At 72.7% G+C, this 19,700-nt stretch carries 17 protein-coding genes; 10 read left to right on the forward strand and 7 right to left on the reverse strand.

Features of this window, described 5'->3' with window-relative positions:
- Positions 1-15 precede the first annotated feature (15 nt).
- A complete protein-coding gene (locus ACFO60_RS28530; protein ID WP_380845936.1) occupies positions 16-294 on the reverse strand; it encodes a DUF3040 domain-containing protein in 279 nt (92 codons plus the stop codon).
- A 135-nt stretch (positions 295-429) separates the two neighbouring features.
- Between ACFO60_RS28530 and ACFO60_RS28535 the strand changes: the two genes are divergently transcribed.
- The 4 genes from ACFO60_RS28535 to ACFO60_RS28550 all read left to right on the forward strand — a co-directional run bounded on the left by ACFO60_RS28535 (position 430) and on the right by ACFO60_RS28550 (position 7,995).
- Positions 430-1,464, forward strand: coding sequence for an Rv2578c family radical SAM protein (locus tag ACFO60_RS28535; RefSeq protein WP_380845939.1), 1,035 nt, complete (start codon positions 430-432; stop codon positions 1,462-1,464).
- A gap of 141 nt (positions 1,465-1,605) precedes the next feature.
- A complete protein-coding gene (locus ACFO60_RS28540; protein ID WP_380845942.1) occupies positions 1,606-1,746 on the forward strand; it encodes a hypothetical protein in 141 nt (46 codons plus the stop codon).
- A 238-nt stretch (positions 1,747-1,984) separates the two neighbouring features.
- Complete coding sequence (locus tag ACFO60_RS28545) at positions 1,985-5,665, forward strand: S41 family peptidase (RefSeq protein WP_380845945.1); 3,681 nt, start codon at positions 1,985-1,987, stop codon at positions 5,663-5,665.
- Positions 5,666-6,546: 881 nt separating this feature from the next.
- Positions 6,547-7,995 (forward strand): arabinofuranosidase catalytic domain-containing protein, encoded by a 1,449-nt coding sequence (locus ACFO60_RS28550; protein WP_380845948.1) that lies wholly within the window; start codon positions 6,547-6,549, stop codon positions 7,993-7,995.
- Between the two features lie 141 nt (positions 7,996-8,136).
- On the opposite strand, the gene ACFO60_RS28555 is transcribed toward ACFO60_RS28550, so the two are convergent.
- Positions 8,137-8,628: a hypothetical protein gene (locus ACFO60_RS28555; RefSeq protein WP_380845950.1), complete on the reverse strand. Its 492-nt coding sequence runs from the start codon at positions 8,626-8,628 to the stop codon at positions 8,137-8,139.
- 330 nt (positions 8,629-8,958) lie between these two features.
- Here ACFO60_RS28555 and ACFO60_RS28560 point away from each other — a divergent pair, with 330 nt between their 5' ends.
- The 4 genes from ACFO60_RS28560 to ACFO60_RS28575 all read left to right on the forward strand — a co-directional run bounded on the left by ACFO60_RS28560 (position 8,959) and on the right by ACFO60_RS28575 (position 12,721).
- Positions 8,959-9,963, forward strand: coding sequence for an ABC transporter ATP-binding protein (locus tag ACFO60_RS28560; protein ID WP_380845953.1), 1,005 nt, complete (start codon positions 8,959-8,961; stop codon positions 9,961-9,963).
- Complete coding sequence (locus ACFO60_RS28565; RefSeq protein WP_380845956.1) at positions 9,963-10,688, forward strand: ABC transporter permease; 726 nt, start codon at positions 9,963-9,965, stop codon at positions 10,686-10,688. The genes ACFO60_RS28560 and ACFO60_RS28565 overlap by 1 nt, the downstream gene beginning before the upstream one ends.
- Before the next feature lie 130 nt (positions 10,689-10,818).
- Positions 10,819-11,970 carry a sensor histidine kinase gene (locus ACFO60_RS28570; RefSeq protein WP_380845959.1) on the forward strand — a complete coding sequence of 384 codons (1,152 nt, stop codon included), beginning with the start codon at positions 10,819-10,821 and terminating at the stop codon, positions 11,968-11,970.
- A gap of 145 nt (positions 11,971-12,115) precedes the next feature.
- The gene (locus ACFO60_RS28575) at positions 12,116-12,721 is read left to right on the forward strand and encodes a response regulator (RefSeq protein ID WP_380845962.1); all 606 of its coding nucleotides are present in this window, start codon (positions 12,116-12,118) and stop codon (positions 12,719-12,721) included.
- Positions 12,722-12,759: 38 nt separating this feature from the next.
- Here the strand turns inward: ACFO60_RS28575 and ACFO60_RS28580 are convergent, their stop codons facing one another.
- Positions 12,760-13,701, reverse strand: coding sequence for an SGNH/GDSL hydrolase family protein (locus ACFO60_RS28580; RefSeq protein WP_380845965.1), 942 nt, complete (start codon positions 13,699-13,701; stop codon positions 12,760-12,762).
- Positions 13,702-13,933: 232 nt separating this feature from the next.
- Here ACFO60_RS28580 and ACFO60_RS28585 point away from each other — a divergent pair, with 232 nt between their 5' ends.
- Positions 13,934-15,163: an isochorismate synthase gene (locus ACFO60_RS28585; protein ID WP_380845968.1), complete on the forward strand. Its 1,230-nt coding sequence runs from the start codon at positions 13,934-13,936 to the stop codon at positions 15,161-15,163.
- Positions 15,164-15,264: 101 nt separating this feature from the next.
- On the opposite strand, the gene ACFO60_RS28590 is transcribed toward ACFO60_RS28585, so the two are convergent.
- Positions 15,265-16,146, reverse strand: a complete 882-nt coding sequence (locus tag ACFO60_RS28590) for an NAD(P)-dependent oxidoreductase (protein ID WP_380845971.1) — start codon at positions 16,144-16,146, stop codon at positions 15,265-15,267.
- Between the two features lie 96 nt (positions 16,147-16,242).
- Here ACFO60_RS28590 and ACFO60_RS28595 point away from each other — a divergent pair, with 96 nt between their 5' ends.
- Positions 16,243-16,605: a winged helix-turn-helix transcriptional regulator gene (locus ACFO60_RS28595; protein ID WP_380845974.1), complete on the forward strand. Its 363-nt coding sequence runs from the start codon at positions 16,243-16,245 to the stop codon at positions 16,603-16,605.
- A 77-nt stretch (positions 16,606-16,682) separates the two neighbouring features.
- Here ACFO60_RS28595 and ACFO60_RS28600 read toward each other — a convergent pair whose 3' ends face one another.
- From ACFO60_RS28600 to ACFO60_RS28610, 3 genes are read right to left on the reverse strand one after another with little or no spacing between them, the layout of a single operon-like run.
- Entirely contained in the window at positions 16,683-17,537 is an 855-nt protein-coding gene (locus ACFO60_RS28600) for an ATP-binding cassette domain-containing protein (RefSeq protein ID WP_380845977.1), read from the reverse strand.
- Positions 17,534-18,568 (reverse strand): ABC transporter permease, encoded by a 1,035-nt coding sequence (locus ACFO60_RS28605; protein WP_380845980.1) that lies wholly within the window; start codon positions 18,566-18,568, stop codon positions 17,534-17,536. Before ACFO60_RS28605 ends, ACFO60_RS28600 begins: the two co-directional genes overlap by 4 nt.
- Complete coding sequence (locus tag ACFO60_RS28610) at positions 18,565-19,554, reverse strand: sugar ABC transporter substrate-binding protein (protein ID WP_380845983.1); 990 nt, start codon at positions 19,552-19,554, stop codon at positions 18,565-18,567. Before ACFO60_RS28610 ends, ACFO60_RS28605 begins: the two co-directional genes overlap by 4 nt.
- Positions 19,555-19,700: the final 146 nt, after the last annotated feature.

Genomic DNA, 19,700 nt, shown 5'->3' on the forward strand with positions numbered 1-19,700 from the left:
GCCCGGGCAGGGACGTCACATCGGCAGGGCCGCCGCGTCGTGGCGGAACACCATGATCAGCAAAGTGGCGATCAGGGTGGCGATCAGCAGCCAGCTCACGAGGATGATGATCGTCGACCGGCTGGGGCGGCGCCTTCCCCGTTCGGGACGGCCGGGGCGGTCGCGCCGCTGGGTCTCCCGGCGCTCGACGCGCTCGTTGAACGACTCGAGCCGGGCGGCGAGTCGCGGGTCCTCGTCGGCGAGGTGGTTCTCGATCTGGGCAAGCATTCGCTCCTCGTCCTGCGACCAGGCCATGCCGCACCTCCCGGCGACGCAAGCGGTGTGCCGACGTTCTGCCCAACCCGAAGATCTTTAGCCGTTTCCAGAGCTCCTTTTTGCCGCCACTTTGCGCGGTTGCGATCTGTGTCGAAAACCTGTTCTAATCAAGGCATGCGCTGGGACAACCTGCGCCTGACCGACGCCGGTCAGGGCGCCGCCGAGGCGCCGCTGTTCGCCCGCGGCGCGGTCGCCAGGAGCTTCGACACCCCCGAGTTCCGCGGCATGACCTTCTACGAGATCCATGCCCGCTCGATCGTCAACCGGGTGCCCGCCTCCTCGCACGTCCCGTTCGAGTGGACGGTCAATCCCTACCGCGGCTGCTCGCACGCCTGTGTCTACTGCTTCGCGCGCAAGACCCACACCTACCTCGACCTCGATTCCGGGCACGACTTCGATTCCAAGATCGTGGTGAAGGTCAACGCCCCCGAGTTGCTGCGCAAAGAGCTGGCGGCGCCGCGCTGGGGCGGTCATCCCATCGCCATGGGCACCAACGTCGACTGCTACCAGCGGGCCGAGGGGCGCTACCGCTTGATGCCGGGCATCCTGGCCGCGCTGCGCGACGCCCGCAACCCGTTCTCCGTCCTCACCAAGGGCTCGCTGATCCTGCGCGACCTCGACCTGCTGGCCGAGGCCGCCGAGGTGACCGAGGTGTCCACCGCCCTGTCGATCGGGTTCGTGGACGACGATCTGTGGCGCTCGGTCGAGCCGGGCACCCCGCGCCCCGCCGCGCGGCTGGAGGTCTGCGCCGCGCTCGCCGGGCGCGGCGTGCCGTGCGGGGTGCTGATGGCGCCGATCCTGCCCTATCTCAGCGACTCTCCGCAGGCGCTGGCACGCGCCGTGGGGCAGATCGCCGAGGCCGGCGCCACCCACGTCGTGCCGATCGTGCTGCACCTGCGGCCGGGCGCCCGCGAGTGGTTCCTCGGCTGGCTGGGCCGCGAGCACCCCCGCCTGGTGCCGCGCTATCTCGAGCTGTACGGCCGCGGCGCCTACGCGCCCAAGGCCTACCAGGCCCGGGTCATGCGGCAGGTGCGCGAGCTGGCCCTGCGCGCGGGGGTCGGCCGCTCGTCCGCGAGGGCCGCCCGCGGCGTGCGGGCGCCGTCCCCGGCGGCGCCGCCTTCGGGGCCGCACCAGCTCACCCTGCTCTGACATCCCGCAGGCGACGTGTCCATTTAAATGGCTTTACAACCTATATAGATGCTTGTCTCCATCCTTGGGTATTTACCGCGCTGGATGCGTCGAATATGACGCATTGTCGCAACAAGAACCCGTGATACGCGAGGGGGGACCATGGCCGGAGCAGCGCGGAAGAAGTCCAACAAGGCCACAGGAAAGGCCAAGAAGGCCGCGATCAAAGCCACGCGCGAGACCAAGCAGAACAAACGCGAAGAAGACGATCGGCGCGCGGCCGGGCCCGACGAGAGCCGGTGACCACCGCGATGTTCCCACCGGGTGAGCGGGCACGGCGCGCAGGCAGGACGCCCGGGTGACGGCGTGATCAGGCACCCGCCGCCCGCCGCGGAACCGGAAGGCGCGCCCGCCGTCCACGCCCGGACCACGCGCGGAGCCGCGCGGCCCCGGGGACCGGCTGCGGACAGCGGCGCCGGCGGTCTCGACGCGGCAGGCCCGGGTGCCTGATCATGGGAGGCCCACCCGAACGCGAGGATCGATGTCCGTGTACGTGCGCTTCCCCACCATCTTCGGCGAGGTCGTCGTCTTCGCCGCCGAAGACGACCTGTGGATGGTGTCCGCCGACGGAGGCAGGGCCTTCCGCCTGACCGCCGGTGTCGCCGAGGCCGGCTACCCCCGATTCTCCCCCGACGGCGCCCGGCTCGCCTTCGTCGGCCGGGAGGAAGGCCCCGAAGAGGTGTACGTCATGCCCGCCGACGGCGGGACCGCCCGGCGGATGACCTACGACGGGGCGCTGTGCACGGTCACCGGGTGGGACCCCTCCGGCGCGATCATCTACGCCAGCGACGAGGGCCAGCCGTTCGACCGGCGCAAGTGGCTGCACCGGGTCGACGCCGACGGAGTCTCCCAGCGCCTGCCCTACGGGCCGGCCAACTCCATCTCCTACGGCCCCGGCGGCGCCATCGTGCTCGGGCGCAACACCGCCGATCCCGCGCGCTGGAAGCGCTACCGCGGCGGCACCGTCGGCGACCTGTGGATCGACCGCGAGGGCACCGGCGTGTTCACCCGCCTGATCTCCCTGGCGGGCAATCTGGCCTCGCCCTGCTGGGCGGGCGAGCGGGTGTACTTCCTGTCCGACCACGAGGGCATCGGCAACGTCTACTCCTGCACCCCCGCCGGCGAGGACCTCCGGCGGCACACCGACCACACCGACTACTACGCGCGCAACCTGTCCGGCGACGGCGTGCGGCTGGTCTACCACGCCGCCGCCGAGCTGTACGTGCTGGACCCGCAGGAAGGCGAGTCGCGGCGCGTGGAGGTGCGGCTCGGCAGCTCGCGCACGCAGCGCAACCGCCGGTTCGTCCCCGCCGCCGCCTACCTGGACAGCGCCCGCCTCTCCCCCGACGGCAGCGGCCTGGCGATCACCACGCGCGGCAAGGCGTACTCCTTCGGCGGCTGGGAGGGGCCGGTGCGCCAGCACGGCGAGCCGGACGGGGTGCGCTACCGCCTGCTCACCTGGCTGAGGGACGGCAGGCGCCTGGTCGCCGCCGCCAGCGACGACGGCGACCGCGAGGTGCTGGTCGTGCTGACCGCCGACGGCAGCGCCGCGCCGGCGCGGCTGCCGGAGCTGGACACCGGGCGCGCCATCGGCCTGGAGGTCTCCCCCGCCGCCGACAAGATCGCGGTGACCAACCACCGCAACGAACTGCTGATCGTCGAGCTCCTCGCGGCCGAACCCGCCCCGCCCGCGGCCGGCCCGGCGGGCGACGCGGCGCCCGCCTCCGGCGAGCCGGGTCCGGCGGCGGACCAGACGGGGCCGGCGCAAGGGACGTCGTCGGCCGTGGCGGCGCCGGAGACGCCGGTGGCGGGCCCGGCGGTGGCGGGAGAGGCCCTGACGGCCGATCCCGGCGCCGCGGGCGGGAGCGCTCTCGGCGCGACGCCGGCGGCCTCCGGCCAGGCGGCAGGGCCACCCGATGCGAACGGCGAGCCGGCCGAAGCGCCTTCCCCGGCCGCGCGAGCGCCCGGTGTGCCCTCCGGGACGGCCGGCGGCTACGGCGCGGCCGGGCAGACCGCCGCGCCCGCGACGGGCGGGGCGGCCGCGGGCGGGCGGTGCGCGGCGGCGTCCGGCCCGCCGGCGGCGCGGTCGCCGGCCACGATGACCGTCGTCGACAGCAGCCGGTTCGGCCGCATCGAGGACGCCGTGTGGTCGCCCGACGGCCACTGGCTCGCCTACACCTGCCCCGACACCGCCCAGACCACGGCGATCAAACTGTGCCGGGTCGCCACGGGCGAGACCTACCGCGCCACCCGGCCGGTGCTGCGCGACAGCAGGCCCGCCTTCGACCCCGAAGGCCGGTACCTGTACTTCATCGGGCAGCGGGTCTTCAACCCCGTCTACGACTCACTGCAGTTCGACCTGGGCTTCCCCCTCGGCACCCGCCCGTACGCCATCACGCTGCGGCCCGGCGTCGGGTCGCCGTTCGTGCCCGAGCCCCGTCCGTTGTCCGGAGACTCCCCGGCCGGCAAGGAGGCGACGGAAGGCGAGCCCGGCGCCCATGAGGACGGGCATCGGGACGCCGGCGACGATGGCGGCCGGCACGCGTCCGACGAGGAGGACGACGACGAGCCGCTGGAGATCGAACTGGAGGGCCTCGAGCGGCGGGTCGTCGCCTTCCCCGTTCCCGAGGGCCGCTACGACCGCGTGGCCGGCACCAAGGACAAGGTCCTGTTCACCTCCTTCCCCGTGGAGGGCAGCCGCGGCGACGAGTACATCCCCGAGCCGGTCTCCGGCACGCTGCAGGTCTTCGACCTCGTCAAGCAGAAGTGCGACACCCTGGCATCCGGCGTCGGCGAATTCCGCCTGGGCCAGGACGGCACGACGCTGCTCTACCGTTCGCGCGGGCGGCTGCGGGTGGTCAAGGCCGGCGAGACCCCACCGGACGACGACGCCCCGGGCCGGGCGTCGGGATGGGTCGACCTGGACCGGGTCAAGGTGTCGGTCTGCCCGGAGGCCGAGTGGCGGCAGATGTTCCGCGAGGCCTGGCGGCTGCAGCGGGAGAACTTCTGGGTGCAGGACATGGCCGGCATCGACTGGGACGGGGTCTACGAGCGCTACCTGCCGCTGGTCGACCGCGTCGGCACCCGCGGCGAGTTCTCCGACCTGCTGTGGGAACTGCTCGGCGAGCTCGGCACCTCCCACGCCTACGAGAGCGGCGGCGAGTACCGTCCGCGGCCGCACTACTGGCAGGGCAAGCTGGGCGTCGACTGGGCCTACTCCGGCGGCGTGCATACCATCGCCCGCATCGTCGCCGGTGACCCCTGGGATCCGGAGGCCACCTCCCCGCTCAACCGTCCCGGCCTGGACGTGCGCGCCGGCGACGCGGTGCTGGCGATCAACGGGCAGCCGGTGGGGGCCGCGGCGGGCCCGGCCCGGCTGCTGGTCAACCAGGCCGACGAGGAGGTCGAGCTGACGATCAGGCGCGGCGACGGGCCGGCGAGGACGGTGACCGTCAAGGCCATCTCCGACGAGCAGCCCGCCCGCTACCGCGACTGGGTGGAGGCCAACCGCGCCCTCACCCACGAGCGGACCGGCGGCAGGGTCGGCTACCTCCACATCCCCGACATGGGCCCCGACGGCTACGCCGAGTTCCACCGCGGCTTCCTGGCCGAGTACGACCGCGAGGGGCTGGTGGTGGACGTGCGCTTCAACGGCGGCGGCCACGTCTCGGGGCTGCTGCTGCAGAAGCTGTCGCGGCGCAGGCTGGGGTACGACTTCCCGCGCTGGGGCGTGCCGGAACCCTACCCGTCCGAGTCGCCGCGCGGCCCTTTGGTGGCGGTCACCAACGAGTGGGCCGGCTCCGACGGCGACATCTTCAGCCACACCTTCAAGCTGCTCGGGCTCGGGCCGCTGATCGGCAAGCGCACCTGGGGCGGGGTGATCGGCATCTGGCCGCGCCACCGGCTGGCCGACGGCACGGTGACCACCCAGCCGGAGTTCTCCTTCGCCTTCGACGACGTCGGATGGCGGGTGGAGAACTACGGCACCGACCCCGACATCGAGGTCGACATCACCCCGCAGGACTACGCACGAGGCCTGGACACCCAGCTGGAGCGGGCGATCGAGGTCGCCCTGGAACGCCTGGCCCAGTACCCGCCGCACACCCCGAACCCCGCCGACCGCCCCCGCCTCGGCGCCCCGACGCTCCCCCCGCGCATGTAGACCCCCGGCAGAGGGCAGGCCGCTCATCGCCGGGCGCGCGCCCGGCGATGAGCATCGCCGGCCAGGACCGGGCCGCGGGGGCACGCCGTCTCGATGAAAATTTCAGCACCAGGCGAATCACGAGCAGGGCGATCCGCACGGTCAGAGCTGGTGAGGTCGGTGCGGCCGGAGGAGGGGCGGATCCGACCGGCCCTGAAGCCTTGACGGGGCTTCGTGACGTGCTGTGTGATGCGGCCCACACCCCATGGAGTCACCCAGATGGAGGGGTTCCGGCTTGCATCCCGTTGTTAACGCTAACAATCTGCCTCTCGGCAGCCTGTGCCGGACACCTCCGGTTCCTGGGGAGGACTACGGCTTCGACCACCCCTGGAAGCTCTTCGCGCATGGGCGAGACGCGGGCGGCCGCCGTCGCCGGGCGGGGGCGCCCAGCAGCGGCGGCCGATCCGCGCCGGGGCCGGCGGGCCCGGCGACGCCTCGCCGCGCCCGGTGCCCACAGGTCGCCCACCGGCGGCCTTCCCGGGGGACCGCGGCGGCACGCGCGGCGACGGCGTCTTCCCGAAAGCCTCCCTGACCAGGACATCGGCTCCGGAGCTCCGGTCCGCTCCGACGGCGACCGAACCTGGGCGAGCACCCCTCCGCGAGCCGCGGCACGCGCGCCGGAGCGTGACTCCCGGCGCCGGCGGCGGCTGCGGTCCGCCCACCCCGGCGGCGGGCCCGCTCGCCCGGATCGGCTCCCCTGCCGGCCCGATCCTCCGGCAGGCGTCATCCGGTCCCGGCCGGGGCGGACGGACGCCGGCCGCCCCCTGCGTGCCGCGGCGGCGCCGCGGCACGGCCGCCCACATTGTGTTAGCGCTAACATTTAGCAAGAGAGGTCCACTTCAATGCCCCTCGGAAACCTGAGAAGAGCGCTCGCGGCGAGCGTCGGCGCGTTGCTCGCCGCCGCCGGCGTGGTGGGCTCCGGCACCGCCCAGGCCGCGACGCCGCAGCCGTGTGACATCTACGCCTCGGGTGGCACGCCGTGCGTGGCGGCGCACAGCACGACCCGCGCTCTGTACGACGGCTACAACGGCTCGCTGTACCAGGTGCGCCGCGCGTCGGACAACAGCACCCGGGACATCGGCGTGCTGAGCGCCGGTGGAGTGGCCAACGCCGCCACGCAGGACTCGTTCTGCTCCGGCACGAGCTGCGTCATCACCATCATCTACGACCAGTCCGGCCGGGGTAACCACCTCACCCAGGCGCCCGGCGGCGGGGCGGCCGGCGGCCCGGACAACCTCGCCAACGCGACCGCGGCGCCGATCACGGTCGGCGGGCAGAAGGCCTACGGCGTGTACGTGGCTCCGGGCACCGGCTACCGCAACAACCGGACCTCGGGCATCGCGACCGGAGACCAGCCGGAGGGAATGTACGCGATCTTCGACGGCACGCACTACAACGGCGCCTGCTGCTTCGACTACGGCAACGCCGAGACCAACAACCTCGACAACGGCAACGGCCACATGGAGGCCATCTACTTCGGCAACAACAGCTGGTGGGGCTCCGGGGCGGGCAGCGGCCCCTGGATCATGGCCGACCTGGAGAACGGCCTGTTCTCCGGGGTGAACCAGAAGAACAACGCCGGCGACCCGAGCATCAGCCACCGGTTCCTGACCGCCATCATCAAGGGCGAGCCGAACCACTGGGCCATCCGGGGCGGCAACGCCCAGTCGGGCGGCCTTTCGACCTTCTACAACGGGGTGCGGCCCAACGTGTCCGGCTACAACCCGATGAAGAAGGAAGGGGCCATCATCCTGGGCATCGGCGGCGACAACAGCAACGGCGCTCGCGGCACCTTCTACGAAGGCGTGATGACCTCCGGATACCCGTCCGACGCCACCGAGAACGCCGTCCAGGCCAACATCACCGCCGCCGCGTACGCGGTGACGAGCGGCGGAGGCGGGCAGAACGTCCAGATCGTGGGCGGCCAGTCCAGCCGATGCGTCGACGTGCCGAACAGCAGCACCACCAACGGCACCCAGGTGCAGTTGTGGGACTGCGGCGGCGGCACCAACCAGCGGTTCACCTCCACCTCGGGCAAGCAGCTGCAGGTGTACGGCAACAAGTGCCTGGACGCCAACGGGCGGGGCACCGCCAACGGCACCACAGTGATCATCTGGGACTGCAACGGGCAGACGAACCAGCAGTGGAACGTCAACTCCAACGGCACCATCACCGGCGTGCAGTCCGGGCTGTGCCTGGACGCCAACGCGGCCGGCACGGCCAACGGGACCAAGCTCATCTTGTGGGCCTGCAACGGCGGCGCCAACCAGCAATGGAGCCTGCGCGGCTGACCCGCCGGCGATGAAGCCGCGCCTCTCGTGAAACCGGCCGGACGCCATCCCCTGGCGCCCGGCCGGGGAGCGAGCGCGCCCCCCTCACATTTTCGTGGCACGGCCCAGGTGAGGGTCCCGGGCACCATCCGGAGGCGGCGCCTACGGCGGCGCGGACCTGTCCGCCGACAGGCAGGGACGGCACATCGGCACCTCGATCAGGCCGGTGGTCAAAGACTCGTGGGGATGGGTGCCGACGGCCTCGCCCTCGCAGATGTCCCCCCGCTCGCCGTGCCGGGTGCCGCACAGGCACAGACAGGGACGAAGGCCGCGCTCGCCGCCGCGGCGCCCGCAGGTCTCGGCCACGGCCTCGTCCTCCAGGCTCTGGGCGTAGGCGACCATCCGCCGCACCGCCGGCGATCGCGCCCAGACCGCGAAGCCCGTGGTCAGCATCACGGCCACCGGGCGGGGGGCACGTACAGCCGGAGCCGCCGTGCCGGGCGGTCCCGGCGCGGGCCGCGGGCCCGCGGCGTCGGGGCCGGCCGGATCTTCGGCCTCGGGCGGGCCCGCGGTCCAGACCATGGCGTCGGGGCCGGCCTCCCAGCCGGCGAGCACATCGTCGATGGCCGCGAGGGTCTGGTCGGGATTGCTCACGGGACTCGTCCTTCCGCGGGCGCGCACCGCCGGCCTGACGCCCGGCCGGCCGCCGGTGTCCCTTCGATGATGCCCGCCTGGCCTCCCCGGTGTCCACGCACGCAAGCCCTCCGCGCGCGGGCCGGACGAGAGGGTGGAACGGACCGGCGGACGCTTGCGGGGTGCCGTGCCCGGTCACGCGGCCGGATCTCGACCGGCGGCCGTGTCCTCGGCGGCGGCCGATCACCGCGACTTCACATCGTAGATCAAGATCTTTGGGACTTTTGTCCCGGCGGACGGCGGATCGGTGTTCCTACCGGCGGACGGGAGGTGATCCTTACCGTCGTGGGCATGAGCGTGAACGCCGTGTCACTCGCAGAGGTGACCAAGAGCTTCGGGACGGTCCGGGCCGTGGACGGGCTGACTCTCGACATCCCGAAGGGCCAGACGCTGGCACTTCTCGGCCCCAACGGCGCGGGCAAGTCGACCACGATCGGCATGCTGCTCGGCCTGACCGTCCCGGACGCGGGGCAGGTGCGCGTCTTCGGCGGCACACCACGGGCCGCCGTGCGGGCCGGCCGCATGAGCGCGATGCCGCAGGAGGGCGGCCTGATCCCCAGGGTGACGGTGCGCGAGGTGATCGGCTTCGTCGCCGGCGCCTACGCCGCTCCCCTCGCCGTGGACGACGTGCTGGCCACCGCCCGTCTCACCGACCTGGCCGGCCGCCGGGTGGACCGGTTGTCCGGCGGCCAGGCCCAGCGGGTGCGGTTCGCCCTGGCCCTCGCCGGCGACCCGGACCTGATCGTCCTGGACGAGCCCACGGCGGCGCTGGACGTGGAGGCCCGCCGCGAGTTCTGGGACGGCATGCGCCGCTACGCCGCGCGCGGCAAGACGATCCTGTTCTCCACGCACTACCTGGAGGAGGCCGACGAGCACGCCGACCGCATCGTGGTGATCGACCGGGGCCGCGTGGTCGCCGACGGCACCAGCAGGGAGATCAAGCGCGTGGCGGCGCTGACCACGGTGAGCCTGACGGTCGACGGCGACACCTCCTGGCTCGGCGGCCTGCCCGGCGTCACCATGGTCGAGATCCGCGGGCGCCGTGCCCATCTGCGCAGCGCCGACTCCGACGCCACCGTCATGGCGCTCGCCGAAGCGCGGGCCCTTCGCGATCTGGAGGTGTCCCCGGCCGATCTGGAGGACGCCTTCGTCGCCCTGACCGGCCGGCGCCCCGCCACCTCCGCGGCCGTCTCCGCCACGGCCACCGACCTCGATCCTCCCGCCTCCGCGCCGGCCGCCGCCTCGGCCCGTCCCGGCTCCCCCGTCCGCCCCGCCCCGGAAGGAAACGACGTCTGATGCTCGGCTACGTCCGCCTGGAACTCCTGCGCGTCCTGCGGGACGTGACCTTCCTCGTCTTCGGCATCGCGATGCCCGTCGTGATGTACCTGATCTTCACCACCCTCGGCCTGGCCCCCGGCGACGAGAAGCAGGCCGCGCTGTTCATCATGGTGAGCATGGCCGCCTATGGCGGCATCGGCGCGGCCTTCAACAACGGCACCGGGCTCGGCGAGGACAAGGCCCTCGGCTGGCTGCGCCAGCTGCGGCTCACGCCTCTGGCCCCGGCGACCGTCGTGGCCGGCAAGACGATCACGGGGATGGTCGTCGTGGTGCCCGCGATCGCCGCCATCCTGGTCGCGGGCACACTGGTCAACCACGTCTCCCTCAGGCCTGGCCAGTGGGTGTCGATCATCGCCCTGCTGTGGGCGGGCACGATCCCGTTCACCCTGTTCGGCCTCGGCAACGGCTATCGGCTCAGCGCCCAGTCGGCGGGCATCGCCAACTTCGGCGCGAGCATGACCCTGGCCGTCGCCGGCGGCCTGTGGATCCCGGCCGACCGGTTCCCCGGCTGGCTGAAGGCCGTCTCGGAGTGGACGCCCACCCACAGCTACGCCGACCTGTCCTGGCATGTCGCCTTCGGCCAGGCCCCCGCCCTCCGCTCGGTGCTCGTCCTGCTCGGCTGGCTGGCGGTCTTCGGCGCCTACGCGCTGCTCGGCTACCGCCGCGCCGGCCGCACGGCATGAACGCCGGCCACCGCGCGGGCCGATGTACGGACGCGGCGCACCCGGCGCACCCGGCCCGCCGCGGACGGCCGCACACGGGCGGCGGGGGGCGCGGGCCGGGGCGGGTCCGCGCGACGGTTAGGTTGTGCCGGTGAGCGAGCAGCGTCCCCTCGGCCCGGGCTCCATGGACCGCGATTTCGCGGCGGAGGGCCCGGACGCGCGGGGGTTCTCCTTCTGGCTGGTCCTGCTGATCGGCCCCCTGTGGGAGGTGGTCCGCGGCGAGGCCGGGCCGCTGTGGGTCACGATTCCGGGGCTGGCGGCCGCGACCGTGCTCTACCTGTGGACGATCAGGCTCGGCTTCACCGACCCCCGCCGCGCCGAGCGCGTGCCGCTGCCCCTCCTCGGGACGCTGACGCTGGCGCTCACTCTGGCCCTGCACGGCTCCTGGCACGTGCTGTTCGTGCTGTTCGCCATCGCCTGCGGGGTCGCCGTCAAGGGCCTCGGCAGGGTGACCATCGTGCTCGTGGTGACCATCGCCGCGGTCTGCGCGGTCTCGGCGGCCTCCGGCGGGGCCTCCTCCGTCCGCGACGGCGACTGGGGCGGGCTGCTGACGCTGGCCTGGGGCACCTTCACGGCCGGGCTGGTCCCGGCGATCATGCTGAAGTTGTTCGAGGTGATCGGGCAGCTCAGGGCGACCCGCGAGGAGCTGGCCAGGACGGCCGTGGCCGAGGAGCGCCTGCGGTTCTCGCGCGACCTGCATGACCTGCTCGGGCACACCCTTTCTGTGATGGTCGTCAAGGCCGAGGCCGTGCGCCGGGTGCTGCCGGGGAACGTGGACGCCGCCGCCGAGCAGGCCGGGGACATCGAGCGCATCGGGCGCGAGGCGCTCAAGGAGGTGCGCGCCGCCGTGAGCGGGTACCGGGGGCGGGGCCTGGCCGCGGAGGTGGAGTCGGCGCGCACCGTCCTCGGCGACGCGGGGGTGCGCCTCACCACCCGCATGCCGGTGGCCGAGCTGCCGCCCGAGACCGACGCGCTGCTCGGGTGGGCGGTGCGCGAGGGCGTGACGAACCTGATCCGCCACAGCGGGGCGCACGCCTGCGAGATCGCTTTGGGCGTCGGCGACAATGGCACGGTGCTGGAGATCCTCGACGACGGCCGGGGCGGGGCCCGCCGGGCCGGCGCCGGCCATGGGCTGAGCGGCCTGCGCGAGCGGGTGACGGCGGCCGGAGGGCTCCTCGACGCGGACGACCTCCCCTCCGGCGGCTTCCGCCTCAGGGTCACGCTGCCCCAGGAGTCCCCGTGAACGGCCCTCGCCCGCGGGTTCCGGCGAGCCCCTCCCCCGGCGGCCCGCCGTCTTGCCCGTGCGGCCCGGCACCTTCCCCGTCCGGCCGGTCCCCGCGAGGTTCGCTGGGCCCGCGCCCGGTGGTCCGCGCCGGTCGGAGCGCCCGGTGATCCGGGTGCTGCTGGCCGAGGACCAGGGCATGATGCGCGGAGCGCTCGCCCTGCTGCTCGGGCTGGAGGACGACATCGAGATCGTGGCCCAGGTCGCCGCCGGGGACGAGGTCCTCGCCGCGGCCCTTGCGCACCGGCCCGACGTGGCGCTGCTCGACATCGAGATGCCCGGCCGCAGCGGGCTGGACGTCGCCGCCGACCTGCGCGACCGCCTTCCCTCCTGCAAAGTCCTGATCTTGACGACCTTCGGCAGGCCGGGGTATCTGCGCAGGGCCATGGAGGCCGGCGCCTGGGGCTTCTTGGTGAAGGACGGCCCGGTGGAGGAACTGGCGGCGGCCGTGCGGCGCGTCCTGGCCGGTGAGCGCGTGATCGACCCGGCGCTCGCGGCGGCGGCGCTGAGCACCGGCCCGAGCCCGCTGACCGACCGTGAACGCGACGTGCTGACCGCGGCCGCCGACGGCTCCACCATCGCCGACATCTCCCGGCGGCTGCACCTGTCGGAGAGCACCGTGCGCAACTACCTGTCGTCCGCCATCGGCAAGACCGGCACCCGCAACCGCATAGAAGCCGCGGCCATGGCCCGCCACAACGGCTGGCTGTGAACCTCGTCTTTCCGCCCCGAGACTTCGGCGCGGAGGGGTCACCTCCCGGCCGGGCCGGCCGCCGAGCGTGACAGGGCGCGGGGGTCGGTGGTGGTGAGGGGCTCGGGCGTGGGCTCGGGCCCGAAGGTCGGCGTCTCGGGGGCCGAGGGGGTCTTGTCCCAGGGGAATCCGTGCGGGAAGGTCGCCCGGGCGAGGGCGCGCTGGCCGTCGGCGTTGGGGTGGAAGTAGTCCCACTTGCTGATGTGGTCGAGGGTGAAGGGGTAGGCGAACACCGCTCCGTCGTCGGAGCGGCAGCCCGGGCCGTAGGCGGTGCACGCCTGCCGCATCGCCTCGTTGTAGTCCTGGACGCGGGCCCTGACGCGGTCGCGGCGGGCCTGGTCCTTCTTGGCGGTCGAGGCGGCGTTGGCCAGCATCGCCGGGCAGATGTGGCCGAGCGCCCAGAACGAGCGGGCCACGAGGTTGTCCTTGCCGAGGCGCCACAGCCGCTTGACGTCGGGGATGCTCGCCACGAAGACCTTCGCGCCGGTGGGGGCCAGCACGGCCAGCGCCCGGTCGACGCGGGCGCGGTAGGTGGAGACCGGTGTCATGCGCGCCTCGCTGGACACGCAGGCGTCCTGCGCGCCGATCAGGACGGTGACGTAGGCGGCCTTGGCCGCCATGGCCTTGTGGGCCTGCCCTGCCAGGTCGGCGCTGGTCGAGCCGGGGACGGCGAAGTTGAGGTTGTGGCCCTTGACGGCCTGGCCGAAGCCGAGCAGGCGCACGTAGTGGCTGTTCACCGAGGGGTGATCCCCGGCCGACCATGAGCGGGAGGTGCACGAGACGTACCAGCCGCAGGCGTTGAAGCCCGCGCTGATCGAGTCGCCCAGCGCCGCCATCACCGGCGGCACCTGCTCGGCGGCGGCCGGGAGGGCCGCGCCGGGCACGCACACCGCCGCGGCGGCGAGAACGAGCGCGATCTTGCGGACCATGGTCACCTCCACCGGGAACGATCCATCCCCGGCGGAGAGATCGACACCCAAGGTAGAGATCGGCAAGGGCGCGCTCTATTACCTCCGGGGAACGCGTTGCTACCGTTGACCAAGTTCCTATCGCGGCTTGACAGCCGGGGACGTGTATGTAGACGCCCATGACGCGTGATCACCCATGACAGGTGGAGGCCTTGAGACGGGGCCTGATGTCGAACGTGTTCAGTTTCCGCATAAGGTGGGCAGAGTGAGTGTCGCGCTCGGGACAACCCGCCCCCCGCTGGTTCGCACCATCCCCATCGATCACGCTGGAGATCTGGTCGCGCGACTGCCGCAGGCTCCCCCCTACGCCTGGGTCCACCGTGGCGAGGGCCTGGTCGCCTGGGGCGAGGCGGCCCGGGTGACGGTGCCGCCCGGCCCCGGCCGCTTCGACTGGGCGAGGGCGTGGCTGGCCTCGGCGTTCGGCGAGGCCCACGTCGATGACGACGTGCACGTGCCGGGCTCGGGTCCGGTCGCCTTCGGCTCGTTCACCTTCGACCCCGAGGCCCGCGGCTCGGTGCTGGTGATCCCCCGAGTCGTGCTGGGCCGCAGGAACGGCCGCGCGTGGCTGACCACGGTCGGGGAGGCGCCGATGGAGCTGATGGCGCCCGCGGGCTCCCCCGGCCGCGTCGTGTACGGCGACGGCTCGCTGACCGCGCCCGAGTGGCAGCACGCCGTGGGCCGCGCGGTCGGCGAGATCAAGTCGGGGCGGCTGGAGAAGGTCGTGCTCGCCCGCGACCTGGTCGCCACCGCCGAGCGGGACATCGACGTGCGCCTGCTGCTGCAGCGGCTGGCCGCCACCTACCCCGACTGCTACACCTTCTCCTGCGCGGGCCTGGTGGGCGCCACCCCCGAGTTGCTGGTGCGCCACACCGGCAAGGCCGTCGAGTCGCTGGTGCTCGCCGGCACCACCTACCGGGGGGCCGGCCCGGCCGAGGACCGCGCCCAGGCGGCGGCCCTGTTCGCCTCGCGCAAGGACCGCCACGAGCACGCGTGCGCGGTCGCCTCGGTCCGCGAGGCGCTCACCCCGCTGTGCGCCTCGCTCACCGTGCCCGACGAGCCGGAGCTGCTGGTGCTGCCGAACGTGCAGCACCTGGCCAGCCGGGTGCGCGGCCGGCTGGCCGACGGCGCGTCGGTGCTCGACGTGGTGGCCGCCATGCACCCGACGGCCGCCGTCGGGGGCACGCCGACCGGCGTGGCCCTCGACGTGATCCGCGAGCTCGAGGGCATGGACCGCGGCGGCTACGCCGGGCCGGTCGGCTGGATCGACGGACGCGGCGACGGCGAGTGGGGCATCGCCCTGCGCTGCGCCCAGATAGACGGGCGCCGGGCCCGGCTGTTCGCCGGTTGCGGCATCATGGGCGACTCCGACCCCGCGGCCGAACTGGCCGAGGCCCAGGCCAAGTTCCGCGTCATGCGCTACGCCCTTGAGGGCTGATCCGCGGTCGCGGCCCTGAGCACCGTGGGGGCGGGTGCGCCGCCACAGGCCGTCCCCGTGGACCTCCGTGTCACGGGGAGGTGGAGTCCACGGTGCAGACCTCAGCGAGTGAGCAGGTCGATCACTCCTGTGGTGCCCTCGTCACCGTGGCCGTCAGCAAGGCGGCGCTCCATCAGGGCCATGAACGGGGTCAGCAGCTCGGCGCTGACCCCCTGTTCCCCGGCCGTGCGCAGCAGCGTCGAGTTGCCCTCGACCATCATGGCGAGGTTGGAGACCACGCCCTTGGTGTAGTCGCCGCTCTCCAGGTGGTCGGCGACCCCGTACGCGTAGGGGGCCATGGCGGTGAGCCAATCGACGACCAAAGGGGCGAAGTCCTTCGGCGCGATGTCCTTATCGCGGATCAGCGCGAAAGCGTGCGAAACCCCGGCGAACATCCCGGTCATCGCGCTCAGCAACGCCACGTCGTGGAGGGCGGCGAAGCCGGGATCCTCACCGACGTACCTGGTGCCGGCCGGTATGGCCAGTGCGCTGTGGCGGGCCTCGAAAAGGGCGCGCGATCCGCTGTAGAAGACGTAGCCGCCGGATCCCGGCGTGCCGATCGTCGGCGGGACCGCCATGATCCCGCCGTCCAGGAAGCGGGCGCCACGCTTCTCGGCCCACTCGGCGCGGGCTCTGGCCTGGGCGGGGGTGCCGGTGGTGAGGTCGACCAGGTCCTTGCCCCTCAGATCGGCGTCCGCCAGGGCCTCGCCGACCGAGACATCGTCGAGCAGGCAGACGACCACGAGATCGCTCGCGGCCACCGCCTCGGCGGCCGTTCCGGCGACCGCCGCGCCCTCGGCGGCGAACGGCTCGGCCCGGCTGGAAGTACGGTTCCAGACGGTCAGCGGGTGCCCGGCGGCGAGCCACGCACGGGCGAGCGCGGTACCCATGGCGCCGAGCCCGAGGAGAGTGAGCCGGGACTTCTCACCGGTGTTGTCATTCATGCCGGTCAGCCTTGCCGCAGGCCCCGAAACGATCAAGTACGCACTTCGAGGTGCGTGGTTACTCTGGGGTGAGTGAGCAGGCAGGAGAGGTGGGCCATGGCGGCTGCGCGGAGGCCGGGGGCGTACGAATGCGGGATCGACGCGGCGATGGCCGTGATCGGCGGCAAGTGGAAGGTGTTGATCCTGTGGGCGCTCGACGAGCGGGCGTGCCGCTTCGGCGAGCTGCGCAGGCTGCTGCCGGGGGTGACCGAGAAAGTGCTCGCCTCTCATCTGCGAGAACTGGAGGTGGACGGCATCGTGCACCGCGAGGTGTACGACGAAGTGCCGCCCCGCGTCGAATACTCGCTGACTCCGCTCGGCGTCTCGCTCAACCGGGCGCTGGCGCCGCTCGGCGCGTGGGGACGGGAGCACATACTCGGCGATGTGCGCGCTGAGGACGTTCACCACGTCCCCCGCTAGGCGGCGGCTCGATCATGTCACCGGGTGAAGGGTTCCCCTTGCTGTGATGAGCGACGCCCGCAGGAAGTGAGCGATGCTCACGCCTGAGTGGGGTCTCTCCGCTCCCCCGCCGGGGACGTCGCCTGGCGGTTCAGTTCGTGGGTCAGGTCGTCGAGTTCGGCGCCGCCGGCCATCAGGGAGGTCAGCTCGTCGCGGGTGATGGCGTCCTTGCCGAACTGGCCGAGGCTGACACCGCGGTTGAGCAACAGGAACCGGTCGCCCACCGGGAAGGCGTGGTGGGGGTTGTGGGTGATGAACACCACACCGAGACCCCGGTCGCGCGCCCTGGCGATGTAGCGGAGCACCACCCCTGCCTGCTTGACGCCGAGGGCGGAGGTCGGCTCGTCCAGGATGAGCACCCGGGCCCCGAAGTACACCGCCCGCGCGATGGCGACCGACTGGCGCTCACCGCCCGACAGCGTGCCGACCGGCTGGTCGACGTCGCGGATATCGATGCCCATGGCCCGCAGCTCCTCGCGCGCCACCCGCTTGGCGCGGGCGACGTCGAATCTGCGCAGAAGCCCGGTGACCGGCTCGGAGCCGAGGAAGAAGTTCCGCCAGACCGACATCAGCGGGACCATCGCCAGGTCCTGGTACACCGTCGCGATGCCGCGGTCCAGGGCCTCGCGCGGGCCGCCGAGCCGCACGGGCGTGCCGTCCAGCAGGTACTCGCCGCCGTCCTGCCGGTGCACTCCGGAGAGGATCTTGATAAGCGTCGACTTGCCGGCGCCGTTGTCGCCCAGAACGCAGGTGACCTCGCCCGCGCGCACGAGCATCGAGACGCCGCGCAGGGCGATGACACCGCCGAAGACCTTGCCGATGTCACGGACCTCCAGCAGCGGCGGGGCCGCCGGGGCGTCCTGTTCCCGCGCGGGCACGGTGCTCGGTGTCATCGCCGGACCTCCTCGGCATAGCGGCGGACCAGGCGGTTGGCGAGCGTGGCCAGCAGCAGCATCGCGCCCAGGAAGAACTTGAACCAGTCGGCGTCCCACCCGGCGAACACGATGCCCTTGTCGGCCATGCCGAAGATGACCGCGCCGATGGAGGCGCCGATCGCCGAGCCGTACCCGCCGGTCAGCAGGCAGCCGCCGATGACGGCGGCGATGATGTAGATGAACTCCTGCCCGATGCCGGCGCTGGCCTGGACCGAGGTGAAGCGCAGCGCCATGATCGAGCCGACCAGCCACGCGGCGGTGGCCGTGACCATGAACAGTGCGATCTTGGTGCGGGCGGCGGGCACGCCGACGGCCCGCGCCGCCTGTTCGCCGCCGCCCACCGCGAAGATCCAGTTGCCGGCCTTGGTGCGCATGAGGATCCAGGTGGCAAGGGCGGTGAGGCCGATCCACCAGAAGATGGCCACCCGGAAGTCCACCCCGCCGGCGCTCACCGAGCCGGCCAGCAGGGCGCGCGCGCCCTCGTAGCCCTCGGCCCTGCGCAGGCCGCTCACCTGCACGGTGCCGGTGAGCGCCTTGGTGACGCCGAGGTTGAGCCCTTGGAGCATCAGGAAGGTGCCGAGGGTGACGATGAAGCTGGGCAGCTTGGTGCGGACCACCAGCACGCCGTTGGCGAAGCCGATCGCGAGCGCCAGCGCCAGCCCGGCGAGCATGGCGGCCCAGACGTTCCAGCCGTACTCGGTGGCCAGGGTGACCATCACCAGCCCGGTCGTGCCGGTGAGCACGCCGGCCGACAGATCGAACTCGCCGCCGATCATGAGCAGGGCGATGGCGACCGCCATGATGCCCAGCGTGGAGGCCGGGTCCAGCCAGTTCGCCACCCCGTCGGCCGACCGGAAGACCGGCGACTGGGCGGAGAAGAAGGCGAAGACGGCGATCGCGCCGACCACCGAGCCGAGTTCCGGGCGGATCAGCAGGCGCCGGACCCGGCCGGCGCCCGCGATCCGCTCGTCGGCGATGACGCTGGTCACCGCGTGCCGCCCTGCGCGAGCTCGGCGACCTGTGCCGCGTTCTCCTTGGTGACGAAACCCGGGCCGGTGTTGACGGGCAGGCCGCCGCCGACGGTGTTGAGGTTCTTCTTGTACAGGTAGAGGAACGTGACCGGCAGCCAGCCCTGCAGGTACTGCTGCTGGTCGACGGCGAACAGGACCTCCCCGGCCTCGATGGCGTCGACGACGTCGGCCGACAGGTCGAAGGTGGCCAGCTTGGCCTTGGAGCCACCGTCCTTGATCGCGTCGCGGGCGGCGATGGCGATCGCGGGGTTGAGGGCGAGCACACCGTTGACCGAGGTGTCGCTCTGGAGCCTGGCCTTGATCTTGGAGGAGGCGTCGGCGAGGTTGCTCACGTCGACCTGGAGCCGCTCGACGGTGCCGCCCAGGGTCGCGGTGGCGCCGTTGCACCGCTGGTCGAGGCCGACGTTTCCCGCCTCGTGGATGACGCACAGGAGCTTGGTGACCCCCTCGGCCTTGAGCTTCTCCCCCGCGCCGCGACCGGCCACCTCCTCCGACTGGCCGACGTGGGTGATCGCGCCGAACTCCTTGGCCTTGTCGGCGCCGGAGTTGATGGTGACGACCGGGATCCTGGCGGCCACGGCCTTGCCGATGGCCTCCTTCAGCGCGTCGGGGTTGGCCATGGAGACCACCACGCCGTCGACCTTCTGGCTGACCGCCTGGTCGATGAGCTGGGCCTGCTTGGGGGGGTCGCCGTCGCCCTGGTAGGTGACCGTGGCGCCGTACTGCTTGCCGGCCGCCTCGGCGCCGTTCTTCACCACGTCCCAGAACGCGTCCCCGGCGGCGCCGTGGGTGATCACCGCGAAGGTGCCGCCGCCCTCCTGCCCGCCCGCCGCCGACGCGGGGGCGCCGCCGGCCGCCGGGGCAGGCTGCTCACCGCCGGAACATCCGGCCAGGACCAGCGCGCCAAGTGCCGTCGCCGCGATCAACCGCGTGGTCAATCTCATGGATTACCTCCCGTACCGACCCGGAGGTCGGGATCGGCCGCATGCCAGAGTTTGTAACCTCGCGTAACCTCCCTGTCAATCATTTGTCGTGACATTCGGATGTATGGCTAATCTGCGCGGCGTGCCGCACCGCCCCGCGAGGCGTC

Source organism: Sphaerisporangium dianthi, from assembly GCF_042654065.1.
GTDB classification, from domain to species: domain Bacteria; phylum Actinomycetota; class Actinomycetes; order Streptosporangiales; family Streptosporangiaceae; genus Sphaerisporangium; species Sphaerisporangium dianthi.